This is a genomic window from Exiguobacterium sp. SH4S7, from assembly GCF_004336795.1.
Taxonomy (GTDB): Bacteria; Bacillota; Bacilli; order Exiguobacteriales; family Exiguobacteriaceae; genus Exiguobacterium; species Exiguobacterium aurantiacum_A.
In genome coordinates, this window is record NZ_SJUT01000001.1 from 233,484 (window position 1) to 257,862 (window position 24,379).

31 protein-coding genes are annotated in these 24,379 nt (G+C 51.0%); 21 read left to right on the forward strand and 10 right to left on the reverse strand.

Annotated elements, in window-relative coordinates; translation table 11 throughout:
- Nucleotides 1–27 precede the first annotated feature (27 nt).
- The 7 genes from EVJ29_RS01150 (at nucleotide 28) to EVJ29_RS01180 (ending at nucleotide 6,530) form a co-directional block, all read left to right on the forward strand.
- Nucleotides 28–855: a GNAT family N-acetyltransferase gene (locus tag EVJ29_RS01150; protein WP_131504612.1), complete on the forward strand. Its 828-nt coding sequence runs from the start codon at nucleotides 28–30 to the stop codon at nucleotides 853–855.
- Nucleotides 856–877: 22 nt separating this feature from the next.
- Nucleotides 878–1,189 (forward strand): hypothetical protein, encoded by a 312-nt coding sequence (locus EVJ29_RS01155; protein ID WP_330857351.1) that lies wholly within the window; start codon nucleotides 878–880, stop codon nucleotides 1,187–1,189.
- Between the two features lie 421 nt (nucleotides 1,190–1,610).
- Nucleotides 1,611–1,859: a hypothetical protein gene (locus tag EVJ29_RS01160; protein ID WP_131504614.1), complete on the forward strand. Its 249-nt coding sequence runs from the start codon at nucleotides 1,611–1,613 to the stop codon at nucleotides 1,857–1,859.
- Nucleotides 1,860–2,047: 188 nt separating this feature from the next.
- Nucleotides 2,048–3,337, forward strand: a complete 1,290-nt coding sequence (locus EVJ29_RS01165) for a methyl-accepting chemotaxis protein (RefSeq protein WP_131504615.1) — start codon at nucleotides 2,048–2,050, stop codon at nucleotides 3,335–3,337.
- A 115-nt stretch (nucleotides 3,338–3,452) separates the two neighbouring features.
- A complete protein-coding gene (locus EVJ29_RS01170) occupies nucleotides 3,453–4,091 on the forward strand; it encodes an EcsC family protein (RefSeq protein ID WP_131504616.1) in 639 nt (212 codons plus the stop codon).
- Between the two features lie 128 nt (nucleotides 4,092–4,219).
- Nucleotides 4,220–5,548 carry a hypothetical protein gene (locus tag EVJ29_RS01175; RefSeq protein ID WP_131504617.1) on the forward strand — a complete coding sequence of 443 codons (1,329 nt, stop codon included), beginning with the start codon at nucleotides 4,220–4,222 and terminating at the stop codon, nucleotides 5,546–5,548.
- Nucleotides 5,549–5,714: 166 nt separating this feature from the next.
- Nucleotides 5,715–6,530: a flagellin N-terminal helical domain-containing protein gene (locus EVJ29_RS01180; RefSeq protein WP_131504741.1), complete on the forward strand. Its 816-nt coding sequence runs from the start codon at nucleotides 5,715–5,717 to the stop codon at nucleotides 6,528–6,530.
- A gap of 440 nt (nucleotides 6,531–6,970) precedes the next feature.
- Here the strand turns inward: EVJ29_RS01180 and EVJ29_RS01185 are convergent, their stop codons facing one another.
- Nucleotides 6,971–7,807, reverse strand: coding sequence for an endonuclease (locus EVJ29_RS01185; protein WP_131504618.1), 837 nt, complete (start codon nucleotides 7,805–7,807; stop codon nucleotides 6,971–6,973).
- Between the two features lie 259 nt (nucleotides 7,808–8,066).
- Here EVJ29_RS01185 and EVJ29_RS01190 point away from each other — a divergent pair, with 259 nt between their 5' ends.
- From EVJ29_RS01190 to EVJ29_RS01205, 4 genes are read left to right on the forward strand one after another with little or no spacing between them, the layout of a single operon-like run.
- The gene (locus EVJ29_RS01190; protein WP_131504619.1) at nucleotides 8,067–8,423 is read left to right on the forward strand and encodes a flagellar protein FlaG; all 357 of its coding nucleotides are present in this window, start codon (nucleotides 8,067–8,069) and stop codon (nucleotides 8,421–8,423) included.
- A gap of 12 nt (nucleotides 8,424–8,435) precedes the next feature.
- Nucleotides 8,436–9,914 (forward strand): flagellar filament capping protein FliD, encoded by a 1,479-nt coding sequence (gene fliD / locus EVJ29_RS01195; RefSeq protein WP_131504620.1) that lies wholly within the window; start codon nucleotides 8,436–8,438, stop codon nucleotides 9,912–9,914.
- A gap of 14 nt (nucleotides 9,915–9,928) precedes the next feature.
- Nucleotides 9,929–10,303, forward strand: a complete 375-nt coding sequence (gene fliS, locus EVJ29_RS01200; protein ID WP_070328659.1) for a flagellar export chaperone FliS — start codon at nucleotides 9,929–9,931, stop codon at nucleotides 10,301–10,303.
- Entirely contained in the window at nucleotides 10,300–10,653 is a 354-nt protein-coding gene (locus tag EVJ29_RS01205; RefSeq protein WP_131504621.1) for a flagellar protein FliT, read from the forward strand. The genes fliS and EVJ29_RS01205 overlap by 4 nt, the downstream gene beginning before the upstream one ends.
- A 34-nt stretch (nucleotides 10,654–10,687) precedes the next feature.
- On the opposite strand, the gene EVJ29_RS01210 is transcribed toward EVJ29_RS01205, so the two are convergent.
- Entirely contained in the window at nucleotides 10,688–11,071 is a 384-nt protein-coding gene (locus EVJ29_RS01210; RefSeq protein WP_131504622.1) for a DUF3021 family protein, read from the reverse strand.
- A 158-nt stretch (nucleotides 11,072–11,229) separates the two neighbouring features.
- Here EVJ29_RS01210 and EVJ29_RS01215 point away from each other — a divergent pair, with 158 nt between their 5' ends.
- From EVJ29_RS01215 to EVJ29_RS15525, 4 genes are read left to right on the forward strand one after another with little or no spacing between them, the layout of a single operon-like run.
- Complete coding sequence (locus EVJ29_RS01215; RefSeq protein WP_131504623.1) at nucleotides 11,230–11,415, forward strand: hypothetical protein; 186 nt, start codon at nucleotides 11,230–11,232, stop codon at nucleotides 11,413–11,415.
- Nucleotides 11,416–11,571, forward strand: coding sequence for a hypothetical protein (locus EVJ29_RS15375; protein ID WP_161567322.1), 156 nt, complete (start codon nucleotides 11,416–11,418; stop codon nucleotides 11,569–11,571). It abuts the gene before it with no gap.
- Complete coding sequence (locus EVJ29_RS01220) at nucleotides 11,568–11,918, forward strand: hypothetical protein (RefSeq protein ID WP_236633347.1); 351 nt, start codon at nucleotides 11,568–11,570, stop codon at nucleotides 11,916–11,918. Before EVJ29_RS15375 ends, EVJ29_RS01220 begins: the two co-directional genes overlap by 4 nt.
- Nucleotides 11,915–12,064 (forward strand): hypothetical protein, encoded by a 150-nt coding sequence (locus tag EVJ29_RS15525; protein WP_236633348.1) that lies wholly within the window; start codon nucleotides 11,915–11,917, stop codon nucleotides 12,062–12,064. The genes EVJ29_RS01220 and EVJ29_RS15525 overlap by 4 nt, the downstream gene beginning before the upstream one ends.
- 33 nt (nucleotides 12,065–12,097) lie before the next feature.
- On the opposite strand, the gene EVJ29_RS01225 is transcribed toward EVJ29_RS15525, so the two are convergent.
- The 8 genes from EVJ29_RS01225 to EVJ29_RS01260 form a co-directional block, all read right to left on the reverse strand.
- The gene (locus EVJ29_RS01225) at nucleotides 12,098–12,598 is read right to left on the reverse strand and encodes a DUF1572 family protein (RefSeq protein WP_131504624.1); all 501 of its coding nucleotides are present in this window, start codon (nucleotides 12,596–12,598) and stop codon (nucleotides 12,098–12,100) included.
- Nucleotides 12,599–12,879: 281 nt separating this feature from the next.
- Complete coding sequence (locus EVJ29_RS01230; RefSeq protein WP_131504625.1) at nucleotides 12,880–13,545, reverse strand: DUF2225 domain-containing protein; 666 nt, start codon at nucleotides 13,543–13,545, stop codon at nucleotides 12,880–12,882.
- Nucleotides 13,546–13,553: 8 nt separating this feature from the next.
- Nucleotides 13,554–13,997 (reverse strand): YaaR family protein, encoded by a 444-nt coding sequence (locus tag EVJ29_RS01235; protein WP_131504626.1) that lies wholly within the window; start codon nucleotides 13,995–13,997, stop codon nucleotides 13,554–13,556.
- A 22-nt stretch (nucleotides 13,998–14,019) separates the two neighbouring features.
- Nucleotides 14,020–14,844, reverse strand: coding sequence for a flagellin N-terminal helical domain-containing protein (locus tag EVJ29_RS01240; protein ID WP_131504627.1), 825 nt, complete (start codon nucleotides 14,842–14,844; stop codon nucleotides 14,020–14,022).
- Nucleotides 14,828–15,208, reverse strand: coding sequence for a flagellar export chaperone FliS (locus tag EVJ29_RS01245; protein ID WP_131504628.1), 381 nt, complete (start codon nucleotides 15,206–15,208; stop codon nucleotides 14,828–14,830). The genes EVJ29_RS01240 and EVJ29_RS01245 overlap by 17 nt, the downstream gene beginning before the upstream one ends.
- Nucleotides 15,205–15,495, reverse strand: coding sequence for an EscU/YscU/HrcU family type III secretion system export apparatus switch protein (locus EVJ29_RS01250; RefSeq protein WP_071397988.1), 291 nt, complete (start codon nucleotides 15,493–15,495; stop codon nucleotides 15,205–15,207). The genes EVJ29_RS01245 and EVJ29_RS01250 overlap by 4 nt, the downstream gene beginning before the upstream one ends.
- Before the next feature lie 9 nt (nucleotides 15,496–15,504).
- A complete protein-coding gene (locus EVJ29_RS01255; protein WP_236633349.1) occupies nucleotides 15,505–17,220 on the reverse strand; it encodes a hypothetical protein in 1,716 nt (571 codons plus the stop codon).
- A gap of 92 nt (nucleotides 17,221–17,312) precedes the next feature.
- Entirely contained in the window at nucleotides 17,313–17,819 is a 507-nt protein-coding gene (locus EVJ29_RS01260) for a competence protein ComK (protein ID WP_236633350.1), read from the reverse strand.
- 260 nt (nucleotides 17,820–18,079) lie between these two features.
- On the opposite strand from EVJ29_RS01260, the gene cspD reads away from it, so the two are divergent.
- The 6 genes from cspD (at nucleotide 18,080) to cccB (ending at nucleotide 24,344) form a co-directional block, all read left to right on the forward strand.
- Entirely contained in the window at nucleotides 18,080–18,277 is a 198-nt protein-coding gene (cspD, locus tag EVJ29_RS01265) for a cold-shock protein CspD (RefSeq protein WP_035386012.1), read from the forward strand.
- A 325-nt stretch (nucleotides 18,278–18,602) separates the two neighbouring features.
- The gene (gene hpf / locus EVJ29_RS01270; RefSeq protein WP_016508657.1) at nucleotides 18,603–19,163 is read left to right on the forward strand and encodes a ribosome hibernation-promoting factor, HPF/YfiA family; all 561 of its coding nucleotides are present in this window, start codon (nucleotides 18,603–18,605) and stop codon (nucleotides 19,161–19,163) included.
- 141 nt (nucleotides 19,164–19,304) lie between these two features.
- Nucleotides 19,305–21,827: a preprotein translocase subunit SecA gene (secA, locus tag EVJ29_RS01275; protein WP_131464019.1), complete on the forward strand. Its 2,523-nt coding sequence runs from the start codon at nucleotides 19,305–19,307 to the stop codon at nucleotides 21,825–21,827.
- A gap of 54 nt (nucleotides 21,828–21,881) precedes the next feature.
- A complete protein-coding gene (prfB, locus tag EVJ29_RS01280) occupies nucleotides 21,882–22,982 on the forward strand; it encodes a peptide chain release factor 2 (RefSeq protein ID WP_016508664.1) in 1,101 nt (366 codons plus the stop codon).
- A gap of 61 nt (nucleotides 22,983–23,043) precedes the next feature.
- Nucleotides 23,044–23,901 (forward strand): YitT family protein, encoded by an 858-nt coding sequence (locus EVJ29_RS01285; protein ID WP_070328673.1) that lies wholly within the window; start codon nucleotides 23,044–23,046, stop codon nucleotides 23,899–23,901.
- Nucleotides 23,902–24,008: 107 nt separating this feature from the next.
- Nucleotides 24,009–24,344: a cytochrome c551 gene (cccB, locus tag EVJ29_RS01290; RefSeq protein ID WP_131464017.1), complete on the forward strand. Its 336-nt coding sequence runs from the start codon at nucleotides 24,009–24,011 to the stop codon at nucleotides 24,342–24,344.
- Nucleotides 24,345–24,379 lie beyond the last annotated feature (35 nt).

A 24,379-nucleotide genomic window follows, 5' to 3' on the forward strand; every position in this document is an offset into this window, starting at 1 on the left:
CGTGCAAAATGGAAAAGAGGTGATTGGATGAATTGGACAGTAGAAGAAGCAAGACAGGCAGAACATGTAACAGTGCTCGAAGGAGCGGTCAACGCGCATGACGCGATCGACGTGAAGATCGGTCACGTCGCGGTCGGACAGAACGACTACGCCGTCTATGACGGTGAACAGTTGATCGGTTATTTGATGTTGTTCCCGTATCTCCCGAACGAGTATGAAGTCAACGCGCTCGTCCATCCGGACTACCGCAAGCAAGGCGTCTTCACGGCGCTCCTCGCGGCAGCGAAACGCGACGCCAAAGAGAACGGTTGCGAGGCGTTCACGTTCGTCATCGACCGCAAGTCGAAGTCGGGCAAGGCGGTCGTCGACCACATTCAAGCGGCGTACCAGTTCTCGGAGTACAATTTGGTGTTGAAGAAGGCCGAGCTGTTCTTGAAACCGAACGAAGTGTCGCTCCGTGAGGCAACCGACGCCGACCGTCCCGTCATCATCGAGACGCTTAGTGAGGCGTTCGGTGACCCGGTCGATGTGACGGAGAACATCTACAGCCAAATCGACACGCCGGACCGGGTGACGTACATCGGTGAAGTTGAAGGCCGTCCCGTCGGTGTCATCCGCGCGCTATTGTCGGGAGACGATGCCGCGAGCATCCACGCGTTCGGTGTGCGGGCGAGCGATCAGGGTCAGGGCTACGGCACGAAGATGTTGAAGCAGATGGTCCAACAACTGTTCCGTATGGGCCGCACGAAGCTCGAACTCGACGTCGAGACCGAGAACAAGGCCGCGCTCGAGATCTACAAGCGGGCCGGATTCGCTGAGAACGGCGGCTATGAGTTTTACTTACTAGAACTGTGAGGTGGAGACGATGGTTCGCAATTTGAAATGGTTAGGTGCCGCGTTTGAGGCATTGCTCGGCATCCCGGTGCTCGGTGGGCTGTTCATCATCAGTATGGGGTATTCACCGCTCGGATTCATGCTCGTATTTCACATCGTCGTGTTGATCCTGTCGGTATCGCGGCTGAATAAACTTTCGTTCGGCCCGATTGTCGGGATCACGGCGTCGGTGCTCGGCTTCATCCCGTTCGTTGGTATGATGTTGCACTGGGTGGCGGCGATCGCTCTTGCGATCGATGCGCTCACGACGACTCGTGAACGGACACGTGTGAAAAAAGACAATGAACCGTTTTGACGAAGACGCTCTCCAAGGGTGATTGTTCTGACACAAGTCGGAACAATCACCCTTTTTCCTTGACAGGGATGGCGTACAGCATCGGCCCTAAGAAATCGGAACTTGAAGTTTTCAGTGGCCTTGCTCACAGCTTGGTCTTTTCTTATTGACCGTATATCTGAAATAGAGATGGAGCATTTGTAAAATATAGGTATAATTAAATTATTCAAGTACATAAATGGAAATAGGGGTCGATGACGTGTTTAAAAACTTAATGAACAATCTAGCGGTGACCATTCCGATCGAGGCGTCTATGCTTCAATCATTTCTCCAACCTAAAATCTCTGAGCTATCGAATGTCACAGTTGAAGTCACGAATGGACAATTGATATTAAGCGGGACTAAAAAAGTGGGAATCGCATTTTTCTCAAAAGAGGTGCGTGTGAAACTGACAGTTGTACCAAAAGAAATCCATGGACGAAAAATCGTTTTTAACGTCGTCAAAGTTGAACCTTCTGATAACGAGCTATTAAATGACAAGTTTTTGAATCACCCGCCTTATATCGCCTATGACGCACGTACGCTTACGCTCGATTTGAGTACAATGGGGCTGCTACAAAAAGTGAAAGTCGGAAACATCAAATCACTCGTGTTAGAAGAAGGACGTGTCTTACTGATCATCGGCGCCTAAACAAATGACCAAGCGAGCAGCAAGGCTACTGAAAAATCCCGATGCTGTCCGAACGATCATCCTTTTTCCTTGCCCTTCTCCGATGAGGGCGTTTTTTCATTGACCAAAACTTCAAGTGAAAACGCTATACAAAAGCTTCCAAGTGGACGATATAGTAGGTGATGAATTACACAGAGGAGGAACTCATAGTGAAAGTATTTAAAAACTTTACGACTCAACTGCTCGCCTGGATCTTGGTCACGTCGTTCATTACAGGCGGGGCGGTCGGGTTCATCACGCTTCAATTAACTGAGCTCGAACTAGCTAAAGGTCAGGTCATGCTCGTCGGGACGGCCGTGGCTCTGCTCATTTCAGTACTAGGTGGGGGCGTCATTTACTTGATCGCCCGTCGCCCGCTTAAAGCGATCGAGTTAGCGTCAGACAAAGCGGTCGAGGTCGGCAACGGCGACTTGACGGTCGTGTTCGCAAGTGAATCAACGACGGACCGCTCAGAGATAGGTCGTCTGCTTCTGTCGATGGACAACATGGTCGAACACTTGCGGGAACAAGGGACGAACATGCGCTATACGGCGGACCAATTGACGGGTTCCGCGCAAGAGATCGCGGCAGCGGTCCAAGAAGGCAACACGGCCGGCGAAAGCATCCGCTCGGCGATGAACGCCTTGAACAAGATGCTTGAAGACAATGTCAACGCGACATACAGCTCGATGGACCTGCTCGGTGCCGTCGCCCGGACGATGGAGAACATCCGTAAAGAGATGGGCTCGGCGCTCGAATCGGCGAGTGAGATGCAACAAGAAGCCGAGAGCGGGAAAGGTTTGGCCTCGTCGTCGGTCGACGCGATGCATGCAATCGCTGGGAAAGTCGAACAGTCATCAACACTCAATAGTCAATTGACGGAGAAGACAGGTGAGATCTCACGCATCACAGACGTCATCAGCGACATCTCGGCGCAGACGAACTTGCTCGCACTTAACGCGTCAATCGAGGCAGCACGTGCCGGTGAGCACGGACGCGGTTTCGCGGTCGTCGCAGCGGAAGTCAAAAAGCTCGCCGAACAGACGGCGAACTCGACGCAAGAAATCACAGATTTGATTGTCGACGTCAAACGTTTGGTTGGCGACACGTCGTCATCGATGGCGAACGTGAAAGCGGAAGTTGAGACGGGTGTCGGGCTCGTCGAGAAGGCGGGCGGCGCGTTCGCGACGATCCACAGTTCGGCGAACGAAGTGTACAGCCACGTCCATTCGGTCGATGCGTTGCTTGATGAGTCACGTGGACAGATCGATTCGGTCGTCACAAACTCGGCCGGTATCGTCGGGATGGTCGAAGAGGCGTCACGCTACGCGACGGAAGTCACGTCGGCTGCGAGCCAGCAGGCGGCGAGCCTCGGCGAAGTGAACGGTGCGATGACGGAGCTCGTCCGTGTTGCCGAGAGTTTGCAGAATGAGACGGAACAAGTGAAAGTGGAAGCGTGAGGAGGAGCGGCCCAGTGATGGGTCGTTTTTTCATTTCCATTAAAAACAAAAAAAGTAAATTTAATACTCAATTTTGAATTATAATGATGTTATGAAATTATAGGAGGATTATTATATGGCGAATCAACTAACAGTTAGTAAAGTCAATGAAGTATTGGATTGGGGTTATGAGAAAGCGCTAACTGGATTACCTGGTATGGATACAGCATATGAATTGGCTGAAGAATACACTAACAAGTATGGAGTGGACCAAGGGATTGATAAATTAATTACAACACAGCTAGCCAAATGTGGTACGAGTGGGTTTCTTACAGGGCTAGGTGGCCTGATTACATTGCCAGTGGCGGTCCCTGCTAATATCAGTTCAGTGCTGTTCATTCAAATGCGGATGATTGCTTCAATTGCAATCATGCGAGGGTACGATGTAAAAGACGATCAAGTGCGTACTTTTGTTTATGCTTCATTAACGGGAAAGGCCGCCAGTGATATTTTGAAACAAGCTGGTGTTCAAGTTGGACAGAAGTTAGCAGTCAATATGATTAAAAAATTGCCTTTTGAAGTGATCAAAAAAATTAATAAAGCTGTCGGTTTTAGATTGATGACGAAGTTTGGACAAAAAGGCGTCATTAATATGGGGAAAATGGTGCCGCTCGTAGGAGGGGTGATCGGCGGAACGTATGACGCAACAACTACAAAAGTGATTGCCAACGCGGCCAAAGACATTTTTGTAGAGATGACGCCCCAACTCACGTGAAAAGTATTTATCATGTCCCTCTCGGCAACAGCTGAGAGGGTTTTTAGTTCGCGTTCTATAAAAGAGCAAAATCTACTTTGTTTAATTAAACTAGCATGTATTTAAAGAAAGGATGAGTACAGAAAAATATGAATGATTTAGGAGAACAATTAAAACGATGGACGGAAAATACAACGAACCACATAGAGAAATGGATGCGCGGGATGGACTCCATGTTAGGTCAGGCACTTGCAGACTGGGTGGCGCAAGAAAAGCGAGTCATTGCTTTTCAAAAACAAACCCGTGAAGTGGAAGACAAGCTGAGGAAGCATGATCTCGTCATTCAAGAACTTATAACTCGTTTGTATCAACATGACGATACTCAGCGTCTGGATCAACAGGCTCGTTTTCAACAGACATTGCGAGAAAAAGTGAATCGGATTGAAGCGTTACATCACGAACTTCAAGAGAAAGAAGAAGTTGTTATGAAAAGTCGTCTTGCCGTTCAACAATTGTTGTTCAAAGTGGATGAGTTAAAATCGAGAGAAGCAAAACTTCAAGAAGATGTGGAAAAACAAAAAACAAAATTACAACAATTTCATGTCGAAAAACACCGACTAGAAGACCAAATTAAAGAAATGACGTCAAAATTGTCAGACGATAATCTTCAAGTTAATGCGAAAGTACTTTTTAAGGCACAGATTCAAGAAGCGGAGAAGCGAATTGAAGAGATTGAAGCACGAGAGCGGTCGGTTTATGAACAGAATAAACAATATGAAGAAGAACTCCAAAAGGTACGACACCAAAAATTAGAACTTGATCAAAAAGTTGCTCAAATGGAAGTGGTCCGTGATGCCTTACTAACAGAGAAACAGCAATTACTTCATAACGTCGCTTCTCACGAAAAACAAATTCAACTTGCCATTCAAGAGAGTGAAAGGCTCCAAAAGCAACTCCAAGCGAGTCGAGAAGAGCAAGAAGAGGCATATTCGTTATGGAGTGAAGAATTAGAAAAGCGAACAGTAGTCGAGCGTGAAAAAGAGAAAATCAATCGTCAATACGATGAAGTAATAGAACAATGGAGTTCGGATAAGAAAAAATACTTGCAAAAAGAAATGCGCCTTAAGAAGCAAATCGGCCGTCGAGTCGGTGGGAGTATCCCGAACATATTTGTAGAAAAGGAATTCGAAAAAGACTATTTGGAATTGTCAGAGCAGGAGCAGACTGGCGTCGATGCTGCCCTCTACGAACTTTCGCTTGGATGGCATACGGGGAATGTGACATTTAGACCGAATAGCGTTAAAGGGAAATCGACAACCTATCAGGAATATGGATGGGGGTCCTCTCATCGCATACCGGGACGTTTGTATGTCAAGAGAGAACAGACGGGATATCGTGTGTATCGAATAAGCCGTACAAAAGGTGGAAATCATCGATTAAGTCAATCGCGGGTGATTGAATGGATAAAAAATCAATAAAAATTACCAAGAAGGTTAAACAATTGAAACGACACTCCGATATAGAGTATGGAAACGCAAAAACGTTACCAACTAATACAAGGTGAGGGGCCGGCCTAAACCTTGTATGCTCGGACAAATGGATTTGGAAGAGCAGAAAAACTCAAACCTATGGAGGGAAATTACAATGATTATTAACCACAACCTTAACGCTATGAACGCACACCGCAACATGTCAGCAAACACTTCAAACGCTGGGAAAGCAATGGAGAAGTTGTCTTCAGGTCTTCGCATTAACCGTGCTGGAGATGACGCAGCTGGTCTTGCGATTTCTGAAAAAATGCGCGGTCAAATCCGTGGGATGGATCAAGCTTCACGTAACGCGCAAGACGGCATTTCATTGATTCAAACAGCTGAAGGTGCTTTGAACGAAACGCATGCAATGCTTCAACGTATGGGCGAACTCTACACTCAAGCGGCGAACGAAACGTTGACAACAGAAGATAACGCTAAAATCCAAGCTGAAGTTACTGAACTCGTTTCTCAAATCGGCGACATCGCTACACAAACAAAATTCAACACTAAGAGCATCTTAGACAACACTGATGCTGTAGTACTTCAAGTTGGTGCCAACACAGACGAAACCATCACATTGACTTTGACTGACAACACTGCTGTCGGTCTTGGAATCGATGGACTTGCTGCTTTAGATGGTACAAACACTGTAGCAAAAGGTAACCTTGACCTCGTACAAGATGCAATCAACACAGTTTCAGAAAACCGTTCAAACCTTGGGGCAGTTCAAAACCGTCTCGAGCACACAATCAAGAACTTGAACAACGGTTCTGAAAACTTGCAAGCTGCCGAATCACGCATCCGTGACGTTGACATGGCGAAAGAGATGATGAACTTCACGAAGAACAACATCCTCAACCAAGCTTCGCAAGCAATGTTAGCTCAAGCCAACTCTGCACCGCAGGCAGTACTTCAACTCCTTCGGTAAGAATTGACGGGCGTCTTATCTGGTAACGGATAAGAGTACCACTGGGTGAATTGCTGGAACTCCTTAGAGCCCTCCTTACGACAACGTGACTGGAAACGGTGAGCGTGAACGTTTTGAAAAAAGGAAGGGATTGGACAATCAGCAGCCAAGCATCTGTCAGGAAACTGTGATGAAGGTTCAACGACTAGGATGTACGACCTACCGACTCTATGTCTATGGTTATGAGATCCGTACCTCGTAAACGGCGAGGGAAGTGCCCAGCCCCTATTTTACAATAATGTATGATTTTATATCAAAATTGTAAAAGGGTGAAGATATAGTCTGGTCCATATTGAAAAATATGGGGAATCGCAAGCAAACCAGCAGCCGCAAGCTGTGCTTCAATTGCTCCGTTAATATAGCAATTGACTATTTAAAAGTTATACTAAAAACCGTGAGGCTTATGCCTCACGGTTTTTCACGTCTTGCCATTTATAAACGACTGACCAGTATGTCCTGTTTAATCGATAGGCAATCGCTCGGTCGGTGAATCCTTGGCGTTTCCATTCAATCAATGAAGTGATTTCAGTATCTGAGTAGGGGCGGGCGGGAACAGAGACTCTCACAACGTAGTCAGGATGTGTTGATTTGTAGTGCTCAATTTCGGAGGCTAGACGTGTTTTCCAATCTAGCTTATATGCGAAGGCTGGCAATTCAAAAAGATAAGGATGCAAGAGATCGAGTATTTGAAACGTATCTGTCACTTTAGTCGTTTTAAGATAATAGCCCCTCCCACTCGGTGTACCCGATGTTCTGACGTTAACATTGAAGCGTTCAAATAAAAATATGGCCAACTGTTCTAACTGTTCTTTGGAGAACGCCTGTAAGTACAAAGCGATATGCGGCGTAAATTGAATTTCTTTTTTTCGATGATTAAATCGTTTGCTAAGAAGAAGTGAACCATCGTCGAGGTAAAGAGTTAGTAGAAACGAAGGATGACGGACACTGTTAAGTAACTCGAAAGGTATGTGCTTTTTATTGTTCGGATAGAAGAGAGGGAACAACTTCGTCATAAGTGGAATCGAACGGGACACTAAGTTGTTACCTCGTAAATATAGTAAGTCAGGTAACTTTTGCTGCTTCCATTCCCGATAACTTAGTTGTCCCATGCCAAAATGTTCTCTGTAACTGTTGTTGATTCGGCGGTCGTAAGGGTAACACTTCGTAATTTCTCCATCTCCTAGGATACTTGCGAGTAAAATGGCGACTTGTTCTTCAGTTAATCCTTCCCAGTCCATGACGGGTCATCCCTCCTTGTAAGTATCATCAATAAACATATTCCCGATTATTTGTATAGACCCGAAACAATAAATTGTCGCGTCCCACATTGTGATTCCACATATAACCTATTTAGCGATTGTAATTAAAACTGGAACTAGTTAATTTTAATACCTCCACTAGGAGAAACAAGCGAGATTTACATAAATAGCTACAAAGTAGTGCAGAACGTGTCGATATAGTAAACGAGAACAATTAGTAGATGAGGAGCATAACACTATGAATCCGACCATATCTGAAGTCCGGCTTCACTTACCTTCTTCTGTCTTGCCATATGAACAAACGAGAAACGTGTTCGTTGAAGCGAATCATGAGCGCCTCGAAGACGAAGGGATCGTCATTCTTCCAACACCTCAGCACGTAACCAAGTTGGAGGTCGCCGTAGAGAAAGCGAATTTAGTTCTTGAGCAACAGCGGACAGGACTCAAATTTATGAAACATGAAAAACTGAACGACTTCTATATTCAAATCGTAGATACGAATAACGAAGTGATCCGCGAAATACCAAGTAAAAAATCGTTAGACTTTTTTGCGGCATTCATGGAATTTAACCAGTTATTTGACGAGCGTGTATAAAGGAGGAGACGTATGACAACACCTATTCGATTTGGTGGGTTGGCCAGTGGTATTGACACTGACTCAATCATCAAGCAATTAATGTCGGCAGAGCGGATACCAGTTGACCGTTTAGACCAGAAAAAACAGCTGACGACTTGGAAAGTTGATGCTTACCGAGAAGTGAACCGCTCTTTATTAAATCTCCGAAACTCGGCTGTTGACCTAACGTTAAGTAAAAATTTCTATGCTCGTGCAGCTACTTCTTCAGATAGTACTCGAATTAATGTGACCGCAAGTCCTGCCAGTGGAAGTAGCTCGCTTCAAGTTGATTCAGTGCAGTCACTAGCTAAAGCGGCTTCAACGTTTAGTTCAACAGCTACTGATGTTGTAGATAAAAACAATGTGAAAGTAACGCGCGCGACGAAACTGACAGATTTAAGTGGGCTGACCGATCCAACTGCTTTATCGTTTAAGTCTAGTGCCAGTGGAGACTTTGTGTCACTTGGGCTATCTGCAGACGCTACGGTCGAGGACTTACTTACAAAATTAAATGCTAAAGATAGCGGGGCGTCGGTCTTTTTTGATGATGCAACAGGAAAAATGTCAATCACTTCACGACAAACGGGAAGTGATGCGACGATTCAGTTCAATGATGTTGCGCTGGTTGACGCGTTCGATTTAACGAACGGAGTGACTGGAACAAATGCTGAACTGACGGTGAATGGACTCGCTATCTCGAGACCGAGCAATACCGTTACAATCGATAATGTGACTTTTACATTAAATCAGACTTTTGATGCGACATCTTCTCCTGTCACCCTTAGTACGAAACCTGATACACAAGCCGTATTTGATAACATTAAAGCGTTCGTGACTAAGTACAACGAGACAATGGAATTAATGAATAAAAAATACGGGGAACAACAGTACAGAGACTTTCCCCCACTCACAAAAGCGCAACGCGAAGAATTAAGCGAAGATGAAATAAAGAAATGGGAAGAGAAAGCGATGAGCGGCTTATTAAGAAGCGATGGGATGCTTCAAACAGCTACTACCCGCTTACGTTCTTCATGGTCTTCAACCGACGTTACTACCTCTGGTCCGAACCAGCTTTATCAGATCGGACTTTCGACAGGTCGTGATTTCCGTGCGGGTGGAAAAATTGAAATCGACGAAACGAAATTAAAAGCCGCAATCGATACAGATCCGGAAGCAGTGTATAAATTGTTTACAGATACATCAAGCGGGCTGCTCGGCAAAGTTCGAGATGCGACGCGTGATGTGCGGAGCAATATCACCAGGATGGCTGGTTCTGACGGCGGAGCCGCTAATACGTATAGCTTAGGTCGAGAAATCAATTCAATCGATTCGCGGATTGCCCGAATGGACAGACAGTTGATTGATAAAGAAAATTCTTATTATCGTCGCTTCACGGCGATGGAGACGGCAATGAACCAAGCGAACGCACAAGCCGGATCCTTGCAACAGTTTCTAGGCGGAGGCATGTAAGAGGAGGAATTTAAATGGTAGCCAATCCATATGCAGCATATCAAAACAGTGCGGTCACGACCGCAAATTCACAGGAACTCACGCTCATGCTGTATGACGGGGCGCTCAAGTTCACGCGTCTCGCTAAACTCGCGCTCGAGCAAGGCAATCCTGACTTGAAGAACACGAACATCCAAAAGACGCAAGCGATCTTCCAAGAGTTGCGTCTGACGCTCAATAAAGACATCGCCATCTCGGCGAACTTGGACTCGCTCTACGAATACTTGTGGCGCCGTCTCGTCGACGCGAACGTCAAGAACGACACGACGATCCTCGACGAAGTGCTCGACTTCACGACCGAACTCCGCGATACGTGGAAGGAAGCGATGAAACTCGCGAAACAAGGATGAGACCGATCGATGAAATCATTCTCAAAACGCAACGGCTGAAAGATCTGCTCGCGCAAGTACCGGAAGAGCCGACGTACGACACGTGGATGGACCAGATCCATGAACTGCTCGACGACCGCGAACAACTGCTGTCGGTGCATGGGCCCGACTTAGAAGCTTCAGATCAGACGGTCATCCGTCAGCTCGTCGACGACAGTCAAAAGATCGCCCGGCTAATCGAGGCCGAGCATCAACGGCTCGGGATGACGCTCGGGACGACACGGCAAGAGCGGAAGACGGTCAAGTCGTACGTCGACCCGTACGAGGACGTCGACTCGAACTTTTCTGGACTATTTGACCAACAGACATAAACGAGCTTGGGGATGCCCCAGGCTCGTTTTGTGTTCAGTCTGTTTTGATAGGTTTTCGATTTCTTAAAAATTTTGAGATAAAAAATGTCGTGGCAAATAAGAGGAGCCCTGTCAAATTGAACTGTATGTAGACGTGAAGTAAATCTTGAAGTGAGTTCAATGGATAGAAGCCGCTCAACAAGACAGTCGGTAACACGGTGACATGCATCGCGCCATAATGGGAAAGAATCTGTTTCAAGAAGCTCCAATCGTGGATTTGGTAAATGACACTCGTCAGTCCGAGGAAAAAGGCGATGACTCCATAAAACAGAAAACTGCGAGCCGCGCTGTCGTCACCGTTCAAGTTCTGCCATAGGGCAAGGGTGAGAAAGCCCGCAAGCAGTCCACTTCCTCGAATCAATCCTGTTTTGAATAACATACGTCTAGTCCCTTCGTTTCATTGTTTCTCCTTATACGGAAAAAGTCGCATAAACGTTTCAACGAATGACAAGGATGCGTTCATGTCTGTTTTATTGTAATATCGGGTAAATACCACTATACCCGTTGCTTCTGTTCTGGAAAGAGGAGGGAAACGAGATGAGTGAGAAAAAGGTAAAGCCTAAGTCATCGAAAAATCGTCGTTACTTCGTCTACGGTCCAGAAGGGGCGTACGATGAATACGTGGAACGGGACCCGAAACTCGAGGCGTACGTCGAGGACGATGCGCCGATCGAGGAGAATCCTGACCCGTATGAAGAGGAAGACTTAAAAGCTCGAGGATAAATGTCAAGACCGAACAAGGCTCAATTGCGAGCCTTGTTTTTTATTGTGATGGGGTATGGACCTGTTACTTTTTATTGCCAAGGTCAGGCGAATGAATCCGTTATGCTCGTTGTATCAACCACCACTCGTCAACTTAAAAGGAGAGATTTTGAATGAACATGAAACGATACGGATTTTTATTTGCCTTACCACTTGCACTTCTCGTCGGCTGCGGGGAGGCGGACGAACTGAAAACGACCACAACCGAGACAGAAGAAGTCGTGGTAGCGGAAGAACCTGAAGAAGCGGAAACACAAACAGAAGAGGCAGAGGTCCAAGAAACAGGGCTCGGTACCAATCAAATTCACTTAAAAAACAAAGCGCTCGACATTACTGAAGTGATGGGCTCTGTCCAATTCCAAGTCGACAAAGTTCAGACGTCTCGTCTGAAAGTTGCGGAGGAGTATCGAGACGCATTTGATGGGAAAAAAGAGACGTCGGGGGCGATTTTCTTGGGAAAGTGAAGAAGGAAGGGAACGTCTTCTTCTTTGCCGAGGCGATGCCGGAAGAGTTGGCGGAACTAAGATTGATTGTCGGGGGACCGTCGGATGAGAATTATGACAATCTCGCCGAGCAGTCGTACGAATACAAGATCGATGTCACCAAATAAAGAGAAGGCGCATCGCGACGATGCGCCTTCTCTTTATTTACGTTGATGCGGGAGCGGGATCGTCAACACGTTCCAGGTCTCTCCGGCGAATACCTTCGCCAAGTAGACAATCTGGCCGACGTGATAGCTGTAGTGCGACACTTGCTTCTCGATCGCCCAGATGACGCTCTTCTCTTCACCACGGATGAAGACGGTCTTGCCGATGTCTTCCGGTGTCAGACTCGCCAAGACGTCGTCGAGCAGTTGCCAACGCTCGTCCCACGTCGCCATCAGCTCGGTGCGGGACAATTGTTGGTCCTCGAACTCGGCGTCTCGGTTCCGGTCCGGCTTCTCGCCGTCGGTCGTCAAGAAGTCGGTCCAACGTGATAACATGTTGTTCGAGATGTGTTGCACGATGACGGCGAGCGAGAGCGTGTCCGGTGCGAGCACGCGATGCAAGTCGTCATCACTTACTTGATTGAGCGCGCTTTCTGCAAGCTGTTTCTGTTCTTGAAAGATGCTGCGTACTTCGGTTAGATAACGTTGTTCAAACATGTGACGTCCTCCTTTTCATTCATATAAACAATACCCCGAAAAATCTTCGGTAAAAACAATAGTAAAATAACGAAATGCGATTTATAATGGAGTAGAACCGTGCAAGACGCCACCGCGTGATCGGTTCTTGGGTGCCCTGTTTAGGTTTTGTCGCGAGTCAGATCGCGCATATCTCCTTTCGGTTTGGGGGTTCATCCGTTAAGAGGGTCGATCGCGTTTGTCCGTGAGTGGATGAGCGCGGTTTTTTTGTATGCTAAAAGGGAAAGCCGCGGCTTTCCCTTTTAGGCGTGCTCGGCCCGAAAGTCTTCCCAATGATCCTTCGCTTGCGTCCGGATCCGTTCGGAGACTTCCTTGCTGCCGAGTAAAATCCCGTACCAGCGCCGGGCGTCCTCATACAATCCGAGGGCGGCCGACAAGTCGGCGATCCGCAACATGAGCTGGTCGTACGGCAGGCCGGTCCGGACTTGATCGGTATACACTTCCTGTACCTCGTTATACTTGTCGAGCGTCCGTTGCATCCATTCCTTCTCGGCCGCCCCGTTCCCGATCAAGCGATTCATCCAGACGAGCCGCATCCCGAGCATGGCAATGACCGACGGCTTCTGTCCGCTCAGCTGTGCTGTCATGACGGCGAACTTGTACAGTTGGATGACGTGTTCAGGCGTGCGGTCGCCTTCAAGCGTCTCCGGGTTGACCCGGGACAAATAGTTTGTTTCGAGCGCCTCACGGTTGTTTTTGCGGACTTTATCGAATGAGTCATGGAAGACGAGGTGGCAGTGGATACAGACGACCGGCTCATACAAGTACGGGTTCTCGCCGTCGTACGTCGTGTAGCCGTCCTTTGCGACTTCTTGCGGCCGGATGTGGCGCGATAAAATACGCGGTGTCGCACTTTCTTTCAAACAGTACGGACATTTCACTTTTTTCGAAAACAAATGTTCAGCCATAAGTCACCTCATACGTACACGTTGACGAGCAGTCCGCGGATCTCACCGACTTGGTCGAGGAGCGACAAGCGTGACGCTTCCCCCGAGATGACCTGGTCCGTCAGTGCGAGCAGTTTCTGGTCGACCTGCTCGACGATCTTATAGATTTTGGCTCGGCCCCGGCGGTTGAACCCGCGCTTGTCTTCGAGGCTGAGCGCCGCGTCAACGGCGTCTTTCATAAAGTCTTTGATCAATCGTTTATATTCGGTGAGCGACTCGACCGTCTGGCTCTCGGCGAGGAGCTCTCCTTGATCGTGAATGGCCGCGATTTGGCGCTGGAAGCGCTCGTACTCGCGGTCTTCGCGTTTTTGTCCAATCATGTTTTGGAACGAGACGCCGGGTTCCGCGTCAGGCCGCTTGGCTTTGCCCGCGCCGTGAAGCGACTGGGTCTCCATAATTCGACGAATGTCCATCAGGCCTCGTCCTTTCTGTAAGTTAATTCAATAATTGTAACACGCCTTGCGGCAACGCGTTCGACTGGGCGATCATCGCCATACCGGACTGGTTCAAGATGTTGAGGCGGGCGAAGTCCATCATTTCACGGGCCATGTCGGCGTCGCGGATGCGTGACTCGGACGCGGTCAAGTTCTCTGAACTAATCGTGACGACACCGATGTTAGCTTCCAACCGGTTTTGGATGGCCCCGAGTTTCGAGCGTTCGAGGGAGACGTCGTTGATCGCTTTATCGAACTTGGCGATGGCATCGTTTGCGCCGCCTGGTGTCGTGACGTCGAGTCCGTCGATCCCGAGGGCGGTCGCACGCATGTCGGCGACGTTCAAGACGACGCCTTCACCGCTGCTGGCACCGAGCTGGAAGAAGATTGACGATTTGAGCGCGGTATATTCACCGTTCATAATCTTCTTCGAGTTGAAATCGGTCGTCTCGGCGATACGCGTCACTTCTTCCGTCAGTGCGTTGATCTCTTCTTGGACCGCTTTCGTATCGTCCGGGCTCAGCGTCCCGTTCGCCGCTTGGACCGACAGCTCGCGCATGCGTTGCAGGAGCGAGTGCGTCTCGTTCATGCCGCCCTCGAGCGTCTGGGTGAGCGAGATGCCGTCGAGCGTGTTGCGCTCGGCCATCGACAACGAGTCGAGGCGCATCCGCATCTTCTCGGAGATGGCGAGGCCGGCCGCGTCGTCCGACGCCTTGTTGATACGGACGCCGCTCGAGAGCCGGTCCATCGTCTTCTTCATCGTCGTCTGGTTGAGCGACAGCGACGTATAGGCTTTCAAGGCTTGAATGTTATTGGTAATTTTCATAACGGTTTCCTCCTACGTGTGCGGGTTGAAGCCGGGCTTTCGCGATGGCCTGGTCCCACGTCATCTCTAAGTCGGTCGCGAGCGAATGGAGCTCTTGGATTTTACCTAAGTCTTGTTCGATCAGCGCCTCGAGGCTGCCTTTCGCCATATACAAATACAATTCCTCGAGCTGGGCCGAGATGATGCCGCCGCCGTCATGAAGTCCTTGGTACAGTTTAGCGAGCAGTTCGCGCGCTTGGCGCAGATGACGGTTGCGCTCGGCGATCGTCGCCGTCAGCGCTGTCTCGTAATGGTAGGTGAGCGCGTGGAGCATCGCTTGCGTCAACTCCTCCGGGCTCATTTCATATAATCGGTTCGAATTCATGATTGTTCTCCTTTGATCGAGTCAAGTTCTTCTATTAAAAGCAGCACTTCGGCCATGACGTCATATAGTTCCGGCGGGATGGCATCCCCGAGGTCAAGGTCGAGCAGGTGGCCGAGGAGCGAATGGTCGTGCTCGATGGCCACACCGCGCGAGCGTGCCTCTTCCAAAATCTTGTCGGCGACGGCACCTGTGCCGCGGGCAACGATGATCGGGGCCCGGTCGGTCGTCTCGTCATAACGGACGACGGCAGCCGTCTTACGTTTCGTCAAATCCATGCGTTGATACATAAGGGCCTCCTAGATTCTAAAGTCATAGCCGGTCGTCTGTGTGCGCTCTGGTTCGACTTCGACTTTCTCGGCTTTCGTCAACGGGCGGAACTGGGTCGTCACGCTCCGGTAGCCGATCGCTTCGAGCGTCGTCTCGATCTTGCCGAGTAGCGGTCGCGCGATCCGTTCGACCGTCGGGTCATCATGTTCGAGCGTGAGCCGGAGGTTGCGGTCGAGCGCTTCGACTTTCACGCCGATCTCGCCTAAGCGAGGTGTCTCGAGCCGGATGTAGAGGACACTGTTCTCCCAATCGACTACGTCGCCGGCTTCCCGGTTTTGGATGTGGACGTGGATGCCGGTGTCGATCTCCTGGACCTTCGCCGGCAGGGCGAGCAGGAGCTGATGGAGCTGCCCGCCGTCGAGCCGGTTGATCGTCTGTTGGACTTGGAAGAACGAGGCGAGGCGCGCCGCTTCCGGGGACGCCGCCTCCGATCGAACCGACAAGGCCGACGCCTGAACGGCTTGTGACGTTTGCGCTTGCGCCTGTTGCGACGCGGTCTGGACGCGCTGCGCCGTCTCTTGGACGTGGCGGCCTGACAGGTTGGCGTCAAGGCGGAGCGGTGTCACGTGGGCCTCACCGGCACGAGTGGCGCCATGCGGGATGTATTCGACGCGGACCTGGTTCGGCACGTAGCGGAACTCGTTCAACGCTGTGCGCACGTCTTTGATGAGGGCGGCACTCTCGGCAGGTTTCGTCGACAACAGTGACAAGGCGACGTCGAGCTTCGCCGTCATCGCGACGAGCGCTTTCTCTTGCCTAGCGTCGGTATGTAACAGCGCGTCCGTCTTTTGGATGAGCTGCGTCAGACGCGTCCCGACCGTCTCGAGGGCAGGGCGGGCCAAATGCGGTTTGGTCTCGACGAGCGCCGCGACTTGTCCGAGCTGTTTCGTCACGGTCGCTTGTTCGGAGCGGAACGTGTTCGTCACGGTAGCGAGATGCGTCGTCACTTCCTTGACCACGACTTGACGTCCGCCTACGGGCGGCAAGGCTTCCCGTGGTTCGGGACGGGTGGGTGGAGAGGCCGGGATGTCTTTGATGATTCGATCGACCGTCTCCGGTGTCGGTGTGATGCGTTCTGTTGCCGGGCGCGACAAGTTGACGAGTTCGACGTAGCGCTCTTTTTGCGGGTACGGCGCGTCCGGTGTCGGCACCTTAAGTTGACGTTTCGCTTCATCTAATGAAGCGACCGCGATGTCACGGGCCACGTCCGGTTTGACGACGGGTGCGTCCATCGTGCGCAAGAACAAGACGGCGTCGCGCATGTCGCCTTTGAAGACGGTCTCGAGCAAGCGGACCGTGTCCTCGTTCATAGGCAGGCGTCCCGATTGGATCAAGCGGCTGACGGCGCTCCGCACCTCGGGCGGGAGCGATGCGAGCAGCGCTTGGATTTTCGTATCGACTTTCGTCTCGGGTTTCGTCCCTGGCGCAGGTGCGTCCGCCGTCTCCGTTTCCGGTTTGACGACGACGGTCCCGAGCAACACCCCGTCCTCTTCGACGAGCGTCAGTTGGAACGGGTTCGTCTTCGGTAGCCCGTCCTTGAACGTGACCTCGACTTGTTCGCCGCCGACCTTGACGATGGCCGTGTCAGGACCGGTCTGTTTGACGATTTCAGCTTTATAGACGCGGTTCATCTGGACACCCGCGTTCGCGGCTACGGTTGTAGCGAGTTGCGCTTGGATTTGCATTGTTGTCACCTCGACCAATATATCGACCTCTTTTTCAAAAAGTGAAGCAAAAAGACCATAAAAAAACCTCCCGTCAAACGACGGAAGGCAGGTCAAGATTCGAGCGCAGGGCTCATGTTCAGTTGTTGGAACCGGGCGACCAATTCACCGGTCGCTTTGATCTGGTTTTTTAAGACGTACGCGGTCGCGTTCGTCTGGATGCGGTGACCGTCTTTCGTGACGATCACGCCGTTCGGGGCACCCTCGACAGTCACGATGTCCCGAATGTGGGACCAGGCGTACCATTCGCAATCTTCACGTTTCGGCGATTTCGTCGGGAAGAAGACGAGTCCCGTCGTCGGTTCGATGACGACCGGCACTTTGCCTTTGACCCCGGCGACGCGTTTGGCGACGAAGATCCGTTCCTCGATCGAGCTGTTGTACTGGCGGCAAGAGAGCTGCAGCAACTGGTACGGCCGGAGCGGGGTCGAGATTTCGCTGCCGTCCTCGAGAATGATTCGCGATTGCTTCATCATGTCAAAGCAAGGCAGGATCGCCACGGTTCGCTTCGTGATGCGATATTTTTCCTCGGAATAGTAGGGGCGCATACGCTGCACCATCCTCCTCGTATTAGATTTTCAGGATCGGCCGATATTCAAAAAAGCACAAACCTAAATCATCCCTTCCATGATATATCACAAAAAATGTAAATTCAATAAGCCAATATGAAAAGTAGGGAAATATAATTCCAATGTAAGCCAAAAGACGATTCATTTACAAAAAAGCAGAAAATGTTTGTGTCGAGGACGATAAGGTGGTAATATAGCTATTAGAGGGAAAGCCTCTGTATTCTTCAATGGTGAAAGGAATGGATTTGCACATGGTAGGTAAAGTAAAATGGTTTAACTCAGAAAAAGGTTTTGGTTTCATCGAGGTAGAAGGCGGCAAGGACGTTTTCGTACACTTCTCAGCAATCCAAACTGACGGCTACAAAGCTCTTGACGAAGGTCAAGAAGTTGAGTTTGAAATCGTAGATGGCGAACGCGGCCCACAAGCGGCTAACGTTGTAAAATTATAATTTCAAACCGTGAACCGGCTTCCTCGTGAAGTCGGTTTTTTGTTTTGTCTACATAGTATTTTTCTCTTAAGAAAACGAGTTTAAAAACGGTGATAACGGGTAACTTCTTTCTATACAACCGATTCGATTGCAGGCGTGAGCATCGGAACAAAATTGTCATTATTTTCTGATGATAACGTTTTCAAATAAACTGAATTCGGGGTATACTATATATGAGCCACCCGCTTCCGCTTTCTTTTTAAGATCTTTTTAAGCGATGAGGCAGGAGATTCGGTCCAAAATGACGAATCATTGGTTCAAGCGGTTATTTTAAGGAGGAGTTAAGATGATTTATAACATTCGCGGCGAAAACATTGAAGTCACACCAGCCATCAAAGACTATGTCGAGAAAAAGCTGGAGAAGTTGACTCGGTATTTCACAACTCCTACGGATGCACAGACGGCTTACGTCAACTTGAAAGTGTACAACGAAAAGCAAAAAGTAGAAGTGACGATCCCGATGACGAACTTATTGCTTCGCGCTGAGGAAACCAACCTCGATATGTACGCGGCAATCGACCTCGTCGTCGACAAATTGGAACGTCAAATCCGTAAACACAAAACAAAGCTCAACCGTAAAGGACGCGCCAAAGAAGGCGGGATCGGCGAGTATTTCAAATCACTCGAAGGTTCTGAAGACATTCCTGCTTACGACGAGGACGAGGCAGAACTCGAACTCGTGCGGACGAAGCGGTTCACGCTCAAGCCGATGGACACGGAAGAAGCGATCCTTCAAATGGACATGCTCGGTCACAGTTTCTTCGTCTTCTCAGACGCGGAGACCGGGAACACGAACGTCGTCTATCGTCGGAAAGACGGTAAATACGGCTTGATCGAACCTGAATAATCTAACTTTGAATTCACACGGCCCTCCGACTTGGAGGGCCGTTTCGTTTTGCCTTTCCTTGAAAGCGTGGGTCACTTCGGTTAAACTGTACATTAGGGAAAAAACATGCATTTTTGACTGAGTGCAGAGGAGATAAAACGTATGGCGAACTTTTTGAAAGATTTATTTGCTCCACAGAAACGAGTATTGAAAAAAGCAGAAAAAGCGGCCGACTTAGTCGAGTCATTCGCTGAGCCGGTCAAGGCGTTGTCTGACGAAGCACTTCAGGCGAAGTCTGTCGAATTCCGTGAGCGTCTGGATAAAGGGGAAACGCTTGACGATATCCTTCCGGAAGCGTTCGCGGTCTGTCGCGAGGCGTCAGAACGCGTGCTCGGCATGCGTCACTACCGCGTCCAGCTCATCGGGGGCTACGTGCTCCATAACGGCGACATCGCCGAGATGAAGACCGGTGAAGGGAAGACGCTCGTCGCGACGCTCCCGGTTTACTTGAACGCCCTGACTGGCCGTGGCGTACACGTCGTGACGGTCAACGAATATTTGGCGAAACGTGACAAAGAACTCATGGAACCGCTCTACTTCGCGCTCGGCCTCTCGGTCGGACTGAACGTCTCGAACATGGACCGCGTCGAGAAGCAGGCGGCGTACAACTGTGACATCACGTACTCGACGAACAATGAACTCGGGTTCGATTATTTGCGTGACAACATGGTCCTTTATAAGGAAGACCGTGTTCAGCGTGAGCTCTACTACACGATCGTCGATGAAGTCGACTCGATCCTCGTCGATGAGGCGCGGACCCCGCTCATCATCTCAGGGTCGGCCCAAAAATCGACCGAGTTGTACACACGTGCCGATGCGTTCGTCCGGACGCTCAAGCTCGAAGACGACTACACGGTCGACGTGAAGACGAAATCAGTGTTACTCACGGACAAAGGGGTCGACCTCGCCGAGAAGTTCTTCGGCATCGACAACTTGTTCGCAATCGAGCACGTTTCGGTCAACCACCACGTCGGGCTCGCATTGCGTGCGAACGCCGTCATGCATCATGACGTCGACTATATGATCCGCGACGGCCAAGTCATGATCATCGACCAGTTCACAGGTCGGGTCATGGACGGACGCCGCTACTCGGAAGGCTTGCACCAGGCGATCGAGGCGAAAGAAGGCGTCGAGATTCAGCGGGAATCGATGACGCTCGCGACGATCACGTACCAAAACTACTTCCGGATGTATGAGAAGCTGGCCGGGATGACCGGTACGGCGAAGACGGAGGAAGAAGAGTTCCGTAACATCTACAACATGCAAGTCGTCACGATCCCGACGAACAAGCCGATCGTCCGTGAAGACGGTTCTGACCTCATCTTCAAGTCGATGGAAGGCAAGTTCAAAGCCGTCGTCGAAGAGATCGCTTCGGCGCACGCGACCGGACAACCGGTCCTCGTCGGTACGGTCGCGGTTGAGACGTCTGAGTATTTGAGCAAGCTACTCACGAAGAAGAAGATCAAACACGAAGTCTTGAACGCGAAAAACCACGCCCGTGAAGCCGAAATCGTCGAGAACGCCGGACAAAAAGGTTCGGTCACGATCGCGACGAACATGGCTGGACGCGGAACCGACATCAAGCTCGGCGAAGGTGTCATCGGGCTCGGCGGTCTTTACATCGTCGGTACCGAGCGCCACGAGTCGCGCCGGATCGACAACCAGCTCCGCGGTCGGGCCGGTCGTCAAGGCGACCCGGGTAAATCGCAGTTCTACTTGTCACTCGAAGATGAGCTCATGCGCCGCTTCGGGACCGACAGCCTCCAGAGCATGATGGAGCGCCTCGGCATGGACGACACGCAACCGATCGAGAGCCGCATGGTCTCGAAAGCGGTCGAGTCGGCTCAAAAACGTGTCGAAGGCAATAACTATGATGCCCGTAAACAGCTGCTCGGTTACGACAACGTCATGGCCGACCAACGGAAAGTCATGTATAAAGACCGGGCCAGCATCCTCGAGAACGAATCGGTCACCGATATCGTTCGCTCGATGATCCGTGAGACGGTCGAGATGGGCGTGGCGCAATACACGCCGCTCGAACTCGTGCCGGAAGAATGGAACATCGACGAGCTGGCGCACTGGGCCAACCAGACGCTCGCCCTCGAAAATGCGGTCGCCGGGAAAGACTTCTACGGCAAAGAGCGCGAGGAGATCACTGAGCTGTTGCTTGAGCGGACAAACGCCCAATATGAGGCGAAACGTCAACTCGCACCGCCGGAACGGTTCAACGAGTTCGAGAAGATCATCGTGCTCCGTGCCGTCGATTCGCACTGGATGGCGCACATCGACCATATGGACCAGCTTCGTCAAGGGATCCACTTGCGTGCTTACGGACAGAACGACCCGCTCCGTGAGTATCAGGCGGAAGGCGTCAGCATGTTCGACGCGATGAACGCGGCCATCTCGGAAGAAGTGACCGGCTTCGTGCTCCGTGCCGAGGTCGGCGACAACCTCCGACGCGAGAAAGTCGTCGAGGAGGAAGTGGCGGTGTCTGGCAAGGACGACGCACCGGTGAAGAAAAAACCGGTCCGCCGTTCAGAAGACCAACGCCTCGGGCGCAACGACCCGTGCTGGTGTGGTTCAGGCAAGAAGTTTAAAAACTGTCACGGCAAACAACAAGCTTAATTTTTGAAGAGGCGAGCCTGCTCGCCTCTTTCCTACGGAAAGGTGAATCTCACTATGGAAATTTCAGATATTCGGAACGAACTCGAGGGCATGGCAAAACGCCTCGAAAATTACAGACAATCGCTCAACTTAACGGAGAAACAGGCCCGCATCGCCGAGCTCGAGAACGAGATGACGTACCCAGACTTCTGGGACAGCCAAGAGAAGGCACAAAAAGTCATCGACGAGTCGAACGTGCTCAAAGCGATGGTCGACAAGTATCAAGAGCTCGCGGATGGTCACGAGGACGGCGAAGTCACGCTCGAACTCATCAAGGAAGAACCGGACGTCGAGATGCAAGGTGATCTCTCAGAGATGGTCATGGCGCTCAAGGCCGACTTCGACGCGTTCGAACTCGAGATCCTCTTGAACGGACCGTATGACGCGAACAACGCCATCCTCGAGCTGCACCCGGGTGCGGGCGGTACCGAGTCGCAAGACTGGGCCTCGATGCTTCTCCGCATGTATCAGCGCTTCGCGGACAAACAAGGTTGGAAAGTCGAGACGGTCGACTACCTCGCGGGCGAGGAGGCCGGCGTCAAGTCGGTCACGCTCCGCATCGTCGGGCATAACGCCTACGGCTACTTGAAAGCAGAGAAAGGGATTCACCGCTTGGTCCGGATCTCGCCGTTCGACTCGTCAGGCCGCCGTCATACGTCGTTCGTCTCGTGCGACGTCATGCCGGAATTCGATGACGATATCGAGATCGACGTCAGAACCGAAGACCTCCGCATCGACACGTACCGCGCGTCAGGCGCCGGCGGTCAGCACATCAACACGACCGACTCGGCCGTCCGGATCACGCACGTGCCGACGGGTGTCGTCGTCTCATGTCAAGCCGAGCGTTCGCAGATCAAGAACCGTGAAGCGGCGATGAAGATGCTCAAGGCGAAACTGTACCAGCGCGAACTCGATGAGCAGCAACGCAAGCTCGACGAGATCCGCGGTGAGAAGACAGACATCGGCTGGGGCAGTCAGATCCGTTCATACGTCTTCCACCCGTATGCGATGGTCAAAGACCACCGCACGAGTTATGAAGTCGGGAACACGAGCGGCGTCATGGATGGAGACATTATGGGCTTCATCGACGCTTACCTCCGTAAGACAAATATGTGATGCATGTGGCTCAAAGACGTCCGTCTTTGGGCCACGTTGTATGTAGAGGAGAATTTCTTTAATGAAGCAAATCGTCAAAGACTATATTTACTTATTGACCGGTTCCGTGTTCGTCGCCTCGGCGTTCAGTCTGTTCCTGTTCCCGAACAACATCGCCTCGGGCGGCGTCAGCGGAATCTCGATCATCACGTACGAGCTGTTCGGCATCTCGCCGGGGGCGTTCCAGCTCGTCTCGAACGTGTTGCTCCTCCTCGTCGGCTGGATGATCCTCGGACTCGGCTTCGGCGTCAAATCGCTCGTCGGCTCGATCTTCTTACCAGGTGTGATCTTGTTTTATGAAGCGATCGGTGCGGGCGCGGCGGTCGATGATACGCTGCTCGCGGCCGTGTTCGGCGGTGTCGGTGTCGGGATCGGCCTCGGGCTCATCTTCCGCGGCCGGGCCTCGACCGGCGGGATGGACTTACTCGCCCAGATCCTACATAAGTTCACCCACATCCCGCTCTATCTCTGTATCGCCATCCTCGACGGTACCGTCGTGATCGTCGCAGCCGTCACGTTCTCGTTCACGACGGGACTGTACGCGCTGATCGCCTTGTACATCACGATCAAGATGATCGACTTCGTCCAGCTCGGCTTCACGCAGGACAAGATGGCGTATGTCATCTCGGACAAGCGTGACGTCATCACGCGTGCCGTCTTCGACGAGCTCGACCGGGGCGCGACCGAGATCCAGGCGATCGGCGCCTATTCGCGTCTCGACCGCCCGATGTTGCTCGTCGTCGTCCGTCAGAACGAGGTGAGTCGGTTGAGAGACCTGATCCGCCGCATCGACCCCGATGCGTTCCTCATCTTCAGCGAGGCGCACGAGGTGATGGGCCAAGGTTTCACCTCAGATAAACGGTATAGCAACGTCCCGTGACATGTGGAATCTTTGTGTACTTTTCGTGAGATTAGGTTAAAGGGCTTGTCAAAACGGTTATAATGGATAATGTAGGCAATTTCTACAACTTAGGAGGGGAACCCTATATGAAGAAGTGGATGATGGCCATCGGCCTCGGCGCCATGCTCACGCTCGGTGCGTGCGGCGGCGGCGATGAAGAAGAAACGACAAACGATGGGGATACGGGCTCGACGACCGCTTCGGTCGACGCGGAAGCGGTATACGCACAGAACTGTGCGGCCTGCCACGGCGCGAACTTGGAAGGCATGAGCGGTCCGGCATTGACGGACGTCGGTGCACGCCTCTCGGCTGAAGACATCGAGAACATTATTCGAAACGGACAAGGCGCGATGCCAGCGAACGTGATCGAGAAGGACGAAGAAATCACAGCGGTCGCAGCTTGGCTCGCCGAGAAGAAGTGATCATCAGGACCACGGGATAACCGTGGTTTTTTTGC